The sequence below is a fragment of the Actinomadura monticuli genome (genome assembly GCF_041463655.1).
In the GTDB taxonomy this organism is placed as follows: domain Bacteria; phylum Actinomycetota; class Actinomycetes; order Streptosporangiales; family Streptosporangiaceae; genus Spirillospora; species Spirillospora monticuli.
In genome coordinates this window covers 442,072-454,385 of record NZ_JAXCEI010000006.1, presented here as the reverse complement: position 1 = coordinate 454,385, position 12,314 = coordinate 442,072, and the positions used below count along the sequence as shown (strand labels likewise).

Below are 12,314 nucleotides of genomic sequence, written 5' to 3'. Positions count from 1 at the left end.
CCGGCCGGCAAGGTGAGAACTGCTCCATGCCGGGCCCGGCCGCCGGTCAGGATGCGCGGTGCTCGCCGGCCGCCCGGAGGCGGCCGGCCTCCAGGTGCAGGACCTGGTCGACCGTTCCAGGCGGCGGAGGGGTGTGGGTGATGAGCAGGATGCCCGTGCCGGACGCCCCGTCCAGGACGTCCCTGAGGAGGTCCCGCGCGGTCCCCGGGTCGAGGTGGGCGGTGGGCTCGTCGAGGACCACGATGCGCGCGCCGGACAGGAAGGCGCGGGCCAGCGCGATCCGCTGCCGCTGCCCGCCGGACACGCGGGCGCCGTGCTCGCCAACGTGGGTGTCCAGGCCGTCGGGGAGCGTGCGGATCCAGTCCCAGGCGCGGGCCCGGCGCAACGCGCCGACGATCTCGTGTTCGGCGGCGCCGGGCTTCGCGAGGGCGACATTGGCGCGGATGGTGGTGGCGAACAGATGGGCGTGCTGGTCGACGAGGCAGATCGCGCGCCGGACGTCGTCCTGGGCGTACTCGCGCAGGTCGCGCCCGTCGAGGGTGATGCGCCCGCCGTCGGGGTCGCGGAACCGGACCAGCAGGTGGGCGAGGGTGCTCTTGCCGCTGCCGCTCGGGCCGAGCAGCGCGACCCGGCGGCCGGGCCGCAGGTCGAGGTCGACGCCGTCCAGGACCCAGGGCGAGCCGGGGGCGTAGCGGGCGCGGACGCCCCGCAGGCGCAGCAGGTCGCCGCGCGGCGCGGGCAGCGGCCGGGGCGGATCGGCGGCGGGCGGCGCGTGCGCGGTGAGCGCGCCGAGGCGGGCGGCGGCGCCGTGCGCGGTGAGCAGGTCGCGGGCCGCCTCCGGGAGCGGGCGGACGGCCTCGAACGCGGCGGGGGCCGCGAGCGCCAGCGCCGCGAGCAGGACGCCGGGCAGCGCGCCCCGGTGGACGGCGTGCACCCCGCAGACCAGCACGGCGAGGGTCGTGCCGGCGGTGAGCAGGATGGTCGCCGCCGTGGTGAATCCGGCGGTCCGGGCGTCGCGGCGGGCGATCCGGGACAGCACGGCGTCCGCGGCGGCGATCCGGGCGAGCTGGTCGCCCGCCCGGCCGAACGCCACGAGTTCCGGCGCGCCGTGCAGGAGTTCCACGGTCTCGGCGTTGCGCGCGGCCAGCGCGCCGGCCCGGCGGGACGCGGCGGCGCGGGTGAGCGCGATCGTCGCGGCGGGCAGGACGAGCGCCGCGGGCAGCAGCCCGAGCGCCAGCCAGAGCCCGCCGGCGGGCAGCGCCCAGGCGACGGCGGCGACCGTCCCGGCCCCGGCGGTGAGCGCGACGAGCGGCGGGGCGAGGCCGCGCAGGTACAGGTGCTGGACGGCCTCCACGTCGGCGGCGAATCCGCTGAGCAGGTCGCCCGACCGGGCGTCCGGCAGGCCGGCCGGGACGAGCGGCTCCAGCCGCCGGAACCACCGCACCCGCAGTTCCCGCAGCAGCCGCAGGCTCGCGTCGTGGGAGACCACCCGCTCGGCGTAGCGGAACACCGCCCGCGACAGGCTGAGCGCGCGCACCGCGGTGATCGCCACGGCCAGCGTGACGATCTCGGGGCGGAGCGCGGCCCGGGAGATGAGGTACCCGGAGACGCCCATCAGCGCGATGGCCGAGCCCGCGGCGAGCACGCCGCAGAGCGCGGACGCCGCGAACCGGTGCGCGACGGGACGTGCCGCGGCGAGCAGCGCGACCAGTGGGCGCCCCCTCATCCGGCGCCCCGCCGGGACCACGGCCCCGCGCTCGTCTCAGCGCTCATGTGAGGACTCCGGCACGGGACCCGCTGAGGTCGATGACCTGGTCGGCGGCGGAGGCGAGGCGCGGGTCGTGCGTCGCGACGACCAGCGTGCGGCGGGGCAGCGTGACGAGCGCGTCGATGACGTTCGCGGCGGTCGCGGCGTCGAGGTGGGCGGTGGGCTCGTCCAGCAGGAGGAGCGGGGCCGGGCGGGCCAGGGCCCGCGCCAGCGCGAGGCGGCGGAGCTCCCCGGCGGACAGCCCCGCGCCGGCCTCGCCCACCGTGCGGTGCAGCAGCGCGCCCGCGCCGGCCAGCTCGGCGGCGGCCGCCGGGCTCAGCTCGCCGGGCTCGTCCGGGGTGATGGCGTCCAGCACGGGCCCCGGGCGCAGCCTCGGGCGCTGCGGCAGCCAGGCGACGAGGCGGCGCCACTCGTCCGGGTCGAACCCGGCGAGGTCCGCGCCGTCCACGGTGATGCGCCCGGACGACGGGTCGATGAAGCGCAGGAGCAGCGCGAGGAGGGTGGTCTTGCCGGCGCCGCTGCCGCCGGTCAGGGCGGTCCGGACGCCCGGCCCGATCTCCAGGGAGACGCCGGTGAGGACGGGCGGGCCGCCGTACCCGGCGGCGACGTCCGCCATCCGGACGACCCCGAACGCGGCCGGGCGCGGGCGGGGCGGCGGCGCCGCGGCGGGCGGCAGCGCGAGCAGCTCCGACAGGCGGCGCGACGCGGTGAGCCCGCCGGCCCCGGCGTGGAATTCGGCGGCGAGGCCGCGCAGCGGCCCGTACAGCTCCGGCGCGAGGACGAGGATCGCCAGCCCGGCGCTTAGCTCCAGGTCGCCGGCCGCCAGCCGGAGGCCGATGCCGACCGCGACCAGCGCCGTGCCGAGGGTCGCGGCGAGCTCCAGGACGAGCGCCGACAGGAACGCGACCCGCAGCACCCGCATCGTGTCCCGCCGGTACCGCTCGGTGGTGGCGGCGATGGAGGCGGCCTGGGCGCGGCTCCGGCGGTGGGCGCGCAGGGTCGTGAGCCCCGTCACGACGTCGAGGAAGTGCCCGCTCATCCGGGCGAGGGCCTGCCACCGCTCCCGCGTCCGGGCCTCGGTGGAGCGGCCGATCAGGACCCCGAACAGCGGGACCAGCGGCAGCGTGGCCGCCATGACCAGCGCGGACAGGGCGTCCTGGAAGGCGACCCAGGCGAGGACGGCGGGCGGTGCGAGCGCCGCCGCCGCCAGCTGCGGCAGGAAGCGGGCGATGTAGGTCTCCAGGGCCTCCACGCCGTCGGTGGTGACGGTGACCGCCTCGCCGGACGGCACGCTCCCGGGGCGGGCCCGGACGATCCGGTCCAGCACGCGCCCGCGCAGCGCGCGGGTCATCCGGGACGCGGCCGAGCGGCCGCCGGCCTCCCGCGCCCAGCCGATCGCGGCCTGCGCGGCGCCGGCCGCCGCGTAGCAGAGCAGCGCCGGCAGGACGTCCCGCACGTCTCGGTGGCGGAGGAAGCCGGCGACGACGATGTGCGAGAGCAGCACCGCCTGGACGATGGTGAGGGCCGCCGAGCAGGCGGCGAGCGCTCCCGCCGCCAGCAGGAACCGGCGGACGCCCGGGACGTCGCGGGGCAGCCGGCGGTCGAGGGCGCGCATCCGGCGGCCTACTCCCCGTCCCCGGCGGGCGCGCCCCCGGACGACGCGTCGCCGCGCTTCGTCCCCCGGCCCCGCGCGATCATGTGCAGCGGGCTCGGCGGCCGGGTGAAGTCCGCCCGGGAGAGCCGCTCCCGGAACACCCAGAGGGCCCAGGCCTGGTAGGCGAGGACGACGGGCACGAACACCGCCGCGATGATCGTCATCGCGATCAGCGAGTAGCGGTTGGACGCGGTGCCGTAGATCGTCAGGCTCGGCGAGCCCGCCGTGGACGACACCATGACGCGCGGGTACAGCCAGGCGAACAGGGCGGCGACCAGCAGCACGGTCGCCGCGGACGTCCCGGCGAACGCGGCCAGGGGGCGGCGCAGCAGCGCCAGCGGCCCGGACGCGGCGGCGGCGAGGAGGCCGAGCGCGAGCAGGACGAGCACGGGCGCCCGGTACGGCGCCGCCGAGTACGCCTGCACCGCCGTCCAGACCGTGAACGCGATGAGCAGCGCGGCCGCGGGCGGCCACAGCGCGAGCGCGAAGCGGCGCGCCCGCTCCTCCAGCCCGTCCTCGGTGCGGACGGCGAGGAACAGCGCGCCGTGCAGCGCGAACGCCGCGACGAGCGCGAACCCGGTGAGCACCGAGTAGCCGCTGAACAGCGCCCCCTCACCGGCGGTGACGTCGCCCTGGGCGTCCATCGGCACGCCCCGGGTGATGGCGGCGAACACCGTGCCGAGCAGGAACGGGATCGCCGCGCTGGAGATCGGCATCGCGACGTCCCAGCGGCGCCGCCAGGAGAGGTCGTCGTGCTTGTTGCGGTACTCGATGGCGACGCCGCGCACGATCAGCGCCAGCAGGATCGCGAAGAAGATCAGGTAGAAGCCGGAGAACATGCTGGCGTACCAGCCGGGGAACGCGGCGAAGGTGGCGCCGCCGGCCACGATGATCCACACCTCGTAGCTGTCCCAGACGGGCAGGATCGTGGCGAGCAGCGCGTGCCGCTCCGGGTCGTCGCGGCCGAGGAAGGGGTAGAGCATCCCGACGCCGAAGTCGAAGCCGTCGAGCAGGAAGAACCCCATCCAGAGCACCGCGATCAGCACGAACCAGAGCGTCTGGAGGTCGAAGTGCCCTGCGGTCTCCATGGTGGTGCGCCTTTCGACGGGCCGGGTCAGTGGAGCATCGGGGGCAGCGCGTCCTCGCGGGTCACGCCGGGGGCGGGGCGTTCGGGGCCCGACCTGATCGCGCGGACCATCAGCCAGCCCATGATCGCGGCGAGCACCCCGTAGACGAGCGCGAAGCCGGTCAGCGTCGCGATGACCTGGCCGGTGCCCACCTTGGGGGAGATGGCGGCGTGGGTCTTCAGCAGGCCCTGGACGATCCACGGCTGGCGGCCCATCTCGGTGAGCAGCCATCCGGCCGTGTTGGCGAGGAACGGCAGGCCGAGGAACGCGTAGGCCGTCCAGGCGAACCAGCGGGACCGGTGCCATCCGCGGCGGCGGATGAACCACAGCCACAGCAGGCTGTAGACCAGCACGAGGAACCCGACGGTGACCATCACCCGCCAGGACCAGTAGATGCTGCCGATGATCGGCGCGTACTCGCCGGGCCCGTAGCGCCGCTCGTACTCGCGCTGGACGTCGTTGATGCCGCGGATCTCGCCGTTCCAGTCGTTGGTGGACAGCACCGACAGCCCGTGCGGCAGGACGATGTCCACGCTGGTGCGCTCCGGGCGCTTCTCCCAGGGCCCGATCGCCAGCAGGGACAGCGGCGCGGGCGCGCTCGTCTCGTACAGCGCCTCGGCCGCGGCCATCTTCATCGGCTGCTCCTTGACCAGGATCTGCGCCTGGAAGTGCCCCACGATGATCACCGCCACGGAGGCCCAGGCCGTCACCCACAGGGCCCCGCGCGCGGCGGCGCGGAACAGCGTCGCGTCGTGGTCCTCCCCGCCCTCTTCCGCGCTCTCTCCCCCGCTCTGCGCAGGGCGGCGGTTGCGGTGCAGCCGGTACGCGGACGCGGCGATCACGAGCAGGCCCGCCGTGATCAGCGAGGCGGCGATCGTGTGCAGGAAGTGGGTGATCTGCAGCGGCTGGAGGAGGACGTCGCCCAGCGAGGTCATCTCGGCGCGGCCGTCCTTCATCGTGTAGCCGACCGGGTGCTGCATCCAGGAGTTCGCCGCCAGGATGAAGTAGGCGGACGCCGTCACGCCCGCCACCACGAGCCAGATCATCGCGAGGTGCACGCGCGGCCGGAGCCGGTCCCAGCCGAAGATCCACAACCCGATGAACGTCGACTCCAGGAAGAACGCCACCAGGCCCTCGATCGCCAGCGGCGCCCCGAACACCGACCCCACGAACCGGGAGTAGACGGACCAGTTCATGCCGAACTGGAACTCCTGCACGATCCCGGTGACGACCCCCAGCGCGAAGTTGATCAGGAAGAGCTTCCCGAAGAACCGCGTCATCCGCAGGTAGTGCTCCTTGCCGGTGCGGTGCCAGGCGGTCTGCATCCCGGCGACGAACCAGGCCAGGCCGATGGTGATCGGCACGAAGAGGAAGTGGTAGACGATGGTGACCGCGAACTGCCACCGGTCCAGTACCGCCGTCGTCTCCACCTGGTCCCCTTCCCCCGTCGCCGGAGGGGGCGGCGGCGCACCCGTCGCGGACCGCCCGTACGGATGTACTGATCATCGTTTCCCGCGCGGCCGGGCCGGAAAGGCCCGCGCCCGTCAATCGTTGATCAAGTTCTCGCCATGCGAGGGCGGCCGGGACGCGGCTCCCGCTACCTGCGGCACGAGTCCAGCGCGGTCTTCGCCGTCCCCGGAGGCGCGCGGCCCGGCGGCTATGTCGGCCAGTCCCTGCTGGAGGCGTGACCTTGGCGCCGGGTCGGATGTCCAGCGACTCATGGCGCGCCGCCCTGGCCGCCGGCGTTCCAGGGCCCGGTACCGCAGGCCGGCGGATCCGGCGTGGGCGCGTCAGTGGTCGGTGTCGGCGCCGGCGGCGAGCATCGGGGTGAGGGTGAGGTCGGGGTACTCGCGCTGGAGCGCGCGCAGCCGCCACTTGTCGGTGAACACCGCGACCAGCGAGCCGTCCAGGGCGCGCTCCAGGACCTCGACGCCCTTGCGGCCGGTGAGCGTCTCGGCGGACTCCTTGTCGGTGATCCGCGCGGTCGAGTAGTCGAGCCGGGTCAGCTCGACGGGGGCGCCGAACTCGGTGTCCATGCGGGCGGTGACCACCTCGAACTGCAGCGGCCCGACCGCGGCGAGGACGGGCGCCTGGTCGCCGCGCAGGTCGCTGCGCAGCACCTGCACCACGCCCTCGCCGCCGAGCTGCTCGATGCCGCGCCGGAACTGCTTGGCGCGCCCGTTGTCCTTGGAGCGGACCACCATGAAGTGCTCGGGCGCGAACGCCGGGATGGGCGGGAACTCCACCGGGTTCCTGCTGTAGAGCGTGTCGCCGACGGTCAGGCCGGACGCGTTGGGCAGCCCGATCACGTCGCCGGGGTAGGCGGCGTCCAGCGTCGAGCGGTCGCGGCCGAACATCGTCTGCGCGTACTTCGTCGCGAGCGGACGTCCCGTCGAGGCGTGCGTGATCGTCATGCCGCGCTCGAACCGGCCCGAGCACACCCGGATGAACGCCAGCCGGTCGCGGTGCGCCTTGTCCATGCCCGCCTGGACCTTGAAGACCTGGCCGGAGAACGGCGCCGACACCGGACGCTCCCGCCCGCCCGCGTCCGCGCGCGGCGCCGGGGCCGGGGCGAGCCTCCGCACCGTCTCCAGCAGCGCGGCGACGCCGAAGTTCGGCAGCGCCGCCCCGAACAGGACGGGCGTGCACACCCCCGCCCGAAAGGCGTCCATGTCGAGGACGGCGCCGATCTCGTCCAGCAGCTCCAGCTCCTCGACGGCGGCCCGCCAGGCGTCGCCCTCCTCCCGGGCGGCCTGCTCGGCGGGCATCCGCTCCTCGATCGCGCGCTTCGCGCCGCCGGGCGTGCGGCGGAAGCGCGTGAACGAGCCGTCGGCGCGGTCGATCAGCCCGCGGAAGTCGCCCGCCGCCCCGACCGGCCAGGTCAGCGGGGCCGGCCGCAGCCCGATGCGCTGCTCGACCTCGTCCAGCAGCTCCAGCGGCTCGCGTCCGGGACGGTCCCACTTGTTGACGAAGGTGATCACCGGGATGCGGCGGTGCCGGCACACGTCGAACAGCTTCAGCGTCTGGGCCTCCAGGCCCTTGGCCGAGTCCAGCAGCATGACCGCGCCGTCGACGGCCGCGAGCACCCGGTAGGTGTCCTCGGAGAAGTCGGCGTGGCCGGGGGTGTCGAGCAGGTTCAGCAGCGCGCCGCCGAACTCGAACCGCAGCACCGACGAGGTGATCGAGATGCCGCGGGAGCGCTCGATGTCCATCCAGTCGGACCGGACGCCGCCGCGCCCCGCCTTGCCGTGCACCGCCCCGGCCTGCTCGATCGCCGCCGCGTGCAGCGCGAGCGCCTCGGTCAGCGTCGACTTCCCCGCGTCCGGATGGCTGATCATCGCGAACGTCCGCCGCCGCGCCGCCTCGGCCGCCACGTCCTCCGGCGTCCCCGCCCCGCCGCTCACCCGCGGCCCCTTTCCGTGCTCGCCGAGCCGATCCGCGTCCGGTCGTCCGCGGCGCAAATGAGCTTAGTGAACCTTCGCCGTGCCCAGCGCGTTCCGGTGGCGGCTTGACCTTCGAGTCGGGTCGAAGGATTACCGTCGCGGGTATGACGACGATGCGGATCTCGCAGCTCGCCGAGCGCACCGGTGTGCCGGCGACGACGCTGCGCTTCTATGAGGGCGCGGGCCTGCTGAACGCGGGCCGCACCCCGTCCGGCTACCGGATGTACGGGGAGGACGCGGTCACGCGGCTCGCGTTCATCGCCTCGGCCAAGCACCTGGGCCTGCCCCTGGAGGAGATCGGTGAGCTGCTCGCGGTGTGGGAGACCGGGGCGTGCGCGGACGTGAAGGCCGACCTGCGTCCCCGGGTCGCCGCCCGCCTGTCCGAGGCCGAGCACCGCCTCGCCGAGCTGGGCGCGTTCACCCGCACGCTGCACGACGTGCTGCGCCGCCTCGACGCGCTGCCCGACCGGGCGGAGCGCTGCGACGCCGGCTGCGGGTTCCCCGCCGGGCCGCCCGGGGCCGGGGAACCCGCCGCCTCGCCCGCCGAGCCCGAGCCGGCGATCGCCTGCTCGCTCGACGGGGACGGCATGGCGGAGCGCGTCGCCGAATGGCGCGCGGTCGCCGGGGACGCGCGGCCGGTGGAGATCGACGGCGGGGTGCGGGTCACGCTGCCCGCCGAACGGGCCGGGGCCGTCGCCGCGCTGGCGGCGGACGAGCAGCGGTGCTGCCCGTTCTTCGATTTCCGGCTCCGCTTCGCGGGCGAGATGATCGAGCTGGAGGTCCGGGCCCCGTCCGGCGCCGCCGCCCTGATCGACGAGCTGTTCACCCCCTGACCTCGGCCGGGAGGACATCCGTGCACATCGTCCGCTCCATCGCGCTGTTCGCCGCCGCCGCCGTGCTGGAGATCGGCGGCGCCTGGCTGGTCTGGCAGGGGTGGCGCGAGGAGCGCGGCTGGATCTGGATCGGCGGCGGCGTCATCGCGCTCGGCCTGTACGGCTTCGCCGCCACGTTCCAGCCGGACGCCCATTTCGGCCGCGTGCTGGCCGCCTACGGCGGCGTCTTCGTCGCCGGGTCGATCCTGTGGGGCGCGGTCGCCGACGGCTACCGGCCCGACCGCTTCGACATCGCCGGCGCCCTGATCTGCCTGACCGGCATGGCCGTCATCATGTACGCCCCGCGCTAGGAGCCGGCCAGGAAGTCGCTCTTCAGCCGCGCCTTGTGGATCTTGCCCACGGGCGTCAGCGGGACCTCGGCGGTGATGACGAACCGGCGGGGCACCTTGTAGTCGGCCAGGCGCTCCCGGCAGTAGGCGGTCAGCTCCTCCTCGGTGGGCGGTTCGGCGCCGGGGCTCGGGACGACGTAGCAGCGGCCGACCTCGCCGAGCACCTCGTCCGGGACGCCGATGCCCGCGGCCATCGCCACCCCGGGGTGCCCGGTCAGGACGTTCTCGATCTCGACCGGGTACACGTTGAAGCCGCCCTGGATGTACATCTCCTTCTTGCGGCCCCGCAGGACGAGGTGGCCGTCCGGCTCCATCTCCACCATGTCGCCGGTGGCGAGCCAGCCGTCCGGCAGGAAGACCTCGGCGGTCTCCTCCGGCATGTCCCAGTAGCCGGCGGCCACGCAGCCGCCGCGGATCTGGAGCTCGCCGGTCTCGCCGGGCGGGAGGAGCGCGCCGTCCGGGCCGGTCACGCGGGCCTCGAAGTCGCCGATGACCGCGCCGAGGGTGCGGGAGACGGTCTCCGCGTCGTCGTCAACCGGGGACAGCACGCAGGCGCCCGACGACTCCGACAGCCCGTAGAGGCCGTAGAGCGGGGCGCCGGGGAAGGCGCGGCGGATCGACTCGGCCAGCGCCGGTTCCACGTTGGAGCCGCCCGCCATGCACAGCCGCACGGACGAGACGTCGTGGTCGGCGAAGTCCGGGCGGCCGAGCATGAGCACGTACATCGTCGGGACGGCGCCGAGGAACGTCACCCGGTGGCGTTCGACGGCGCGCAGTGCGCCGTCCGGGGAGAAGGCGGGTAGCAGCGCCACCGACCCGCCGCTGACCAGCGCCGCCATGATCGTGCAGGTGATGCCGCCGACGTGGTTGAACGGCAGGTGCCCGAGCAGGACGTCGGCGTCGGTCATCGCGAAGTGATCGGCCTGCGCCCGCGCCGACGCCAGGATGCCGCCATGCGTGATCACGGCCCCCTTGGGACGCCCGGTCGTCCCGGACGTGTAGAGGATCATCAGCGGGTCGTCCGCGGTGACGGCGTCCCGGGCGGCCTCCAGCCCGGCCGGGTCGGCGGGCGCCGCGGCCAGCGCGTCGAAGTCCGCGCCGAAGAAGAGGTAATCGGTCACCCCGGGAGCCTGCGGGCGGAACTTCGCAAAGAATGCCGCGAAGTCGAAATCCGGGATGGCGTCGACGCTGATGACCATTCGCGCGCCGCTCTGCCCGAGCATGTAGGACAGCTCTTGCTCCCGATAGCGCACGTTGAGCGGGACGATGACGGCGCCGATCCGCGCCGCGCCGTAGAACACCGCCAGCCATTGCGGCGTGTTGAGGCCGAGAAGGCCGATCCGGTCGCCGCGCCCGATTCCGCGCGCCAGCAGCCCGCCCGCGACCCGGTCCACCAGCTCGTCGAACTCGGTGAACGTGAGGGCGCCGTCACCGTCGTACAGGAACGCCTTGTCGCGCGCCGCCGCGTCCGCCAGTGCCGCCCCGACCGTGTCCGACGAAACCGTGTCCGACCAAACCGTGTCCGCCCGCATTTCCGCCTCCGCATTCGGCCCGTCCGGCCATTGACCCGTCCCGCCTTAACGATCACGCACCGGGGAGCGTTCTGCCAATAGCCCAGGACGTGCCGCCGCGGGCTCAGGGCCTGCGGCCGACGCCCGCGTAGAACCAGATCGGCAGGGCCTCCGCCACGGTGATGGATCGTTCCGGCCGCCACAGCGGCGCCCACACGAGGCCGGGGTCGAGCAGTTCGAACTCGCCGAACAGGGCGGTCACCTGCTCCCGGGTGCGGGGCGTGCCGGGCGCGTTCGTCCGCTTGTAGACCTCGACGACCTTGGCGACCACGTCGGGGACGCCGTCGGCCGACGCGTGCGTCAGCACCAGGTGGCTGCCGGAGGGCAGCGCGTCGCGCAGCTCGGCCATGATGCCCTGCGGGTCGTCCACGTCCGGGATGAAGTGGAGCGTCGCGACCAGCAGCAGCGCGATCGGCCTGCCGAAGTCGAGCAGCCGCCGCACCTCGGCGTTCTCCAGGATCTGGCGGGGATCGCGGACGTCGCCCTCGATCATCCGCGTGCCCGGGGAATCGGCGAGCAGCGCCCGCCCGTGCGCGACGACCTGCCCGTCGTAGTCGACGTAGGCGACGCGCGCGTCCGGATTCACCGACTGCGCGATCTGGTGGACGTTCTGCTGCGTCGGCAGCCCGGTGCCGATGTCGAGGAACTGGTCGATTCCCTGCTCGGCCAGATAACGCACCGCGCGGCCGAGAAAGGCGCGGTTCTCCCGGATCAGGGTGACGAGCGTCGGATCGGCCGCGATCGCCTCGTCGGCGCGTGCGCGGTCGGCCGCGTAATGGTCCTTGCCGCCGAGATAATAATCGTACATCCGCGCGATGTTCGGGACGTTCGGATCGAATCCGCTCGGCTGCGGACGGCCACCTGGCACCATTTCTCCTCACAGCCGCGAGCACCGGCTCCCGGCCCCCTCAGATTACGCGATCATGAACGTTCCGCGGCCCCGCCGTCGGCCCGCCCGCGCTCACAGGTCGGCGGGCGCGGCCGGGGTCTCGTCGAAGATCAGCCAGGTGCGGGTGGCGCGGACGCCTTCGACCGCGTGGATGCGGGCCAGCACGACATCGCGCAGAGAGGCGTTGTCGGGGGTGCGGACCAGCATGACCAGGTCGACGTCGCCGCCGACGAAGGCCATGTGCTCGATGTGCGCGACCTTCCCGAGCTGGGCGGCCACCTTGCGCCAGGAGTTCTGCTCGATGTTGACGAGCACGTAGGCCGCCGTGCCGAGGCCCGCGCGGACGGGATCGACCTGCGCGGTGAAACCGGTGACGACGCCTTCGGCGATGAGGCGCTCCACGCGCGTGTAGGCGTTGGAGCGGGACACGCTGACCCGCTCGGCGAGGGCGCGCATGGAGATGCGGCCGTCCGCGCGCAGCTCCCGGATGATCGCGCGATCGAGGTCGTCGAGGGGGACCGCCGAACGTCCGTCCGGGCCCGGAGGCGGCGGGGGTTCCGGAGACAGTTGGTCCATGTTCACTCCCCTGGGCGGCCGTTCGTCCTGGATTCAGGCCGTCTATTGAGACCTATGGCCGTTC

At 74.2% G+C, this 12,314-nt stretch carries 10 protein-coding genes; 2 read left to right on the top strand and 8 right to left on the bottom strand.

Annotation, left to right across the window (positions count from 1 at the left end):
* Positions 1-46 precede the first annotated feature (46 nt).
* From cydC to SM611_RS16765, 5 genes are all read right to left on the bottom strand, one after another.
* Positions 47-1,726: a thiol reductant ABC exporter subunit CydC gene (gene cydC / locus SM611_RS16785; protein ID WP_371950474.1), complete on the bottom strand. Its 1,680-nt coding sequence runs from the start codon at positions 1,724-1,726 to the stop codon at positions 47-49.
* A 43-nt stretch (positions 1,727-1,769) separates the two neighbouring features.
* A complete protein-coding gene (cydD, locus tag SM611_RS16780; protein ID WP_371950473.1) occupies positions 1,770-3,383 on the bottom strand; it encodes a thiol reductant ABC exporter subunit CydD in 1,614 nt (537 codons plus the stop codon).
* An 8-nt stretch (positions 3,384-3,391) separates the two neighbouring features.
* Positions 3,392-4,510, bottom strand: coding sequence for a cytochrome d ubiquinol oxidase subunit II (gene cydB / locus SM611_RS16775; RefSeq protein WP_371950472.1), 1,119 nt, complete (start codon positions 4,508-4,510; stop codon positions 3,392-3,394).
* Between the two features lie 26 nt (positions 4,511-4,536).
* On the bottom strand, positions 4,537-5,979 hold the full coding sequence (locus SM611_RS16770) for a cytochrome ubiquinol oxidase subunit I (RefSeq protein ID WP_371950471.1): 1,443 nt from the start codon (positions 5,977-5,979) through the stop codon (positions 4,537-4,539).
* 360 nt (positions 5,980-6,339) lie between these two features.
* Complete coding sequence (locus SM611_RS16765; RefSeq protein ID WP_371950470.1) at positions 6,340-7,953, bottom strand: peptide chain release factor 3; 1,614 nt, start codon at positions 7,951-7,953, stop codon at positions 6,340-6,342.
* Positions 7,954-8,096: 143 nt separating this feature from the next.
* On the opposite strand from SM611_RS16765, the gene SM611_RS16760 reads away from it, so the two are divergent.
* The gene (locus SM611_RS16760) at positions 8,097-8,825 is read left to right on the top strand and encodes a MerR family transcriptional regulator (protein ID WP_371950469.1); all 729 of its coding nucleotides are present in this window, start codon (positions 8,097-8,099) and stop codon (positions 8,823-8,825) included.
* A 20-nt stretch (positions 8,826-8,845) separates the two neighbouring features.
* Complete coding sequence (locus tag SM611_RS16755; RefSeq protein WP_371950468.1) at positions 8,846-9,175, top strand: YnfA family protein; 330 nt, start codon at positions 8,846-8,848, stop codon at positions 9,173-9,175.
* Here SM611_RS16755 and SM611_RS16750 read toward each other — a convergent pair.
* The 3 genes from SM611_RS16750 to SM611_RS16740 all read right to left on the bottom strand — a co-directional run bounded on the left by SM611_RS16750 (position 9,172) and on the right by SM611_RS16740 (position 12,250).
* Entirely contained in the window at positions 9,172-10,746 is a 1,575-nt protein-coding gene (locus SM611_RS16750; protein ID WP_371950467.1) for a class I adenylate-forming enzyme family protein, read from the bottom strand. The genes SM611_RS16755 and SM611_RS16750 overlap by 4 nt on opposite strands.
* Before the next feature lie 103 nt (positions 10,747-10,849).
* Positions 10,850-11,656, bottom strand: a complete 807-nt coding sequence (locus tag SM611_RS16745; protein WP_371950466.1) for an SAM-dependent methyltransferase — start codon at positions 11,654-11,656, stop codon at positions 10,850-10,852.
* A 90-nt stretch (positions 11,657-11,746) separates the two neighbouring features.
* Positions 11,747-12,250: an Lrp/AsnC family transcriptional regulator gene (locus SM611_RS16740; RefSeq protein ID WP_371950465.1), complete on the bottom strand. Its 504-nt coding sequence runs from the start codon at positions 12,248-12,250 to the stop codon at positions 11,747-11,749.
* Between the last annotated feature and the right edge of the window lie 64 nt (positions 12,251-12,314).

Bases quoted from the DNA above. Each gene is read 5' to 3' on its own strand.
- cydC (WP_371950474.1), bottom strand. From the start codon at position 1,726: ATGAGGGGGCGCCCACTGGTCGCGCTGCTCGCCGCGGCACGTCCCGTC.
- cydD (WP_371950473.1), bottom strand. From the start codon at position 3,383: ATGCGCGCCCTCGACCGCCGGCTGCCCCGCGACGTCCCGGGCGTCCGC.
- cydB (WP_371950472.1), bottom strand. From the start codon at position 4,510: ATGGAGACCGCAGGGCACTTCGACCTCCAGACGCTCTGGTTCGTGCTG.
- SM611_RS16760 (WP_371950469.1), top strand. From the start codon at position 8,097: ATGACGACGATGCGGATCTCGCAGCTCGCCGAGCGCACCGGTGTGCCG.
- SM611_RS16750 (WP_371950467.1), bottom strand. From the start codon at position 10,746: ATGCGGGCGGACACGGTTTGGTCGGACACGGTTTCGTCGGACACGGTC.
- SM611_RS16745 (WP_371950466.1), bottom strand. From the start codon at position 11,656: ATGGTGCCAGGTGGCCGTCCGCAGCCGAGCGGATTCGATCCGAACGTC.
- SM611_RS16740 (WP_371950465.1), bottom strand. From the start codon at position 12,250: ATGGACCAACTGTCTCCGGAACCCCCGCCGCCTCCGGGCCCGGACGGA.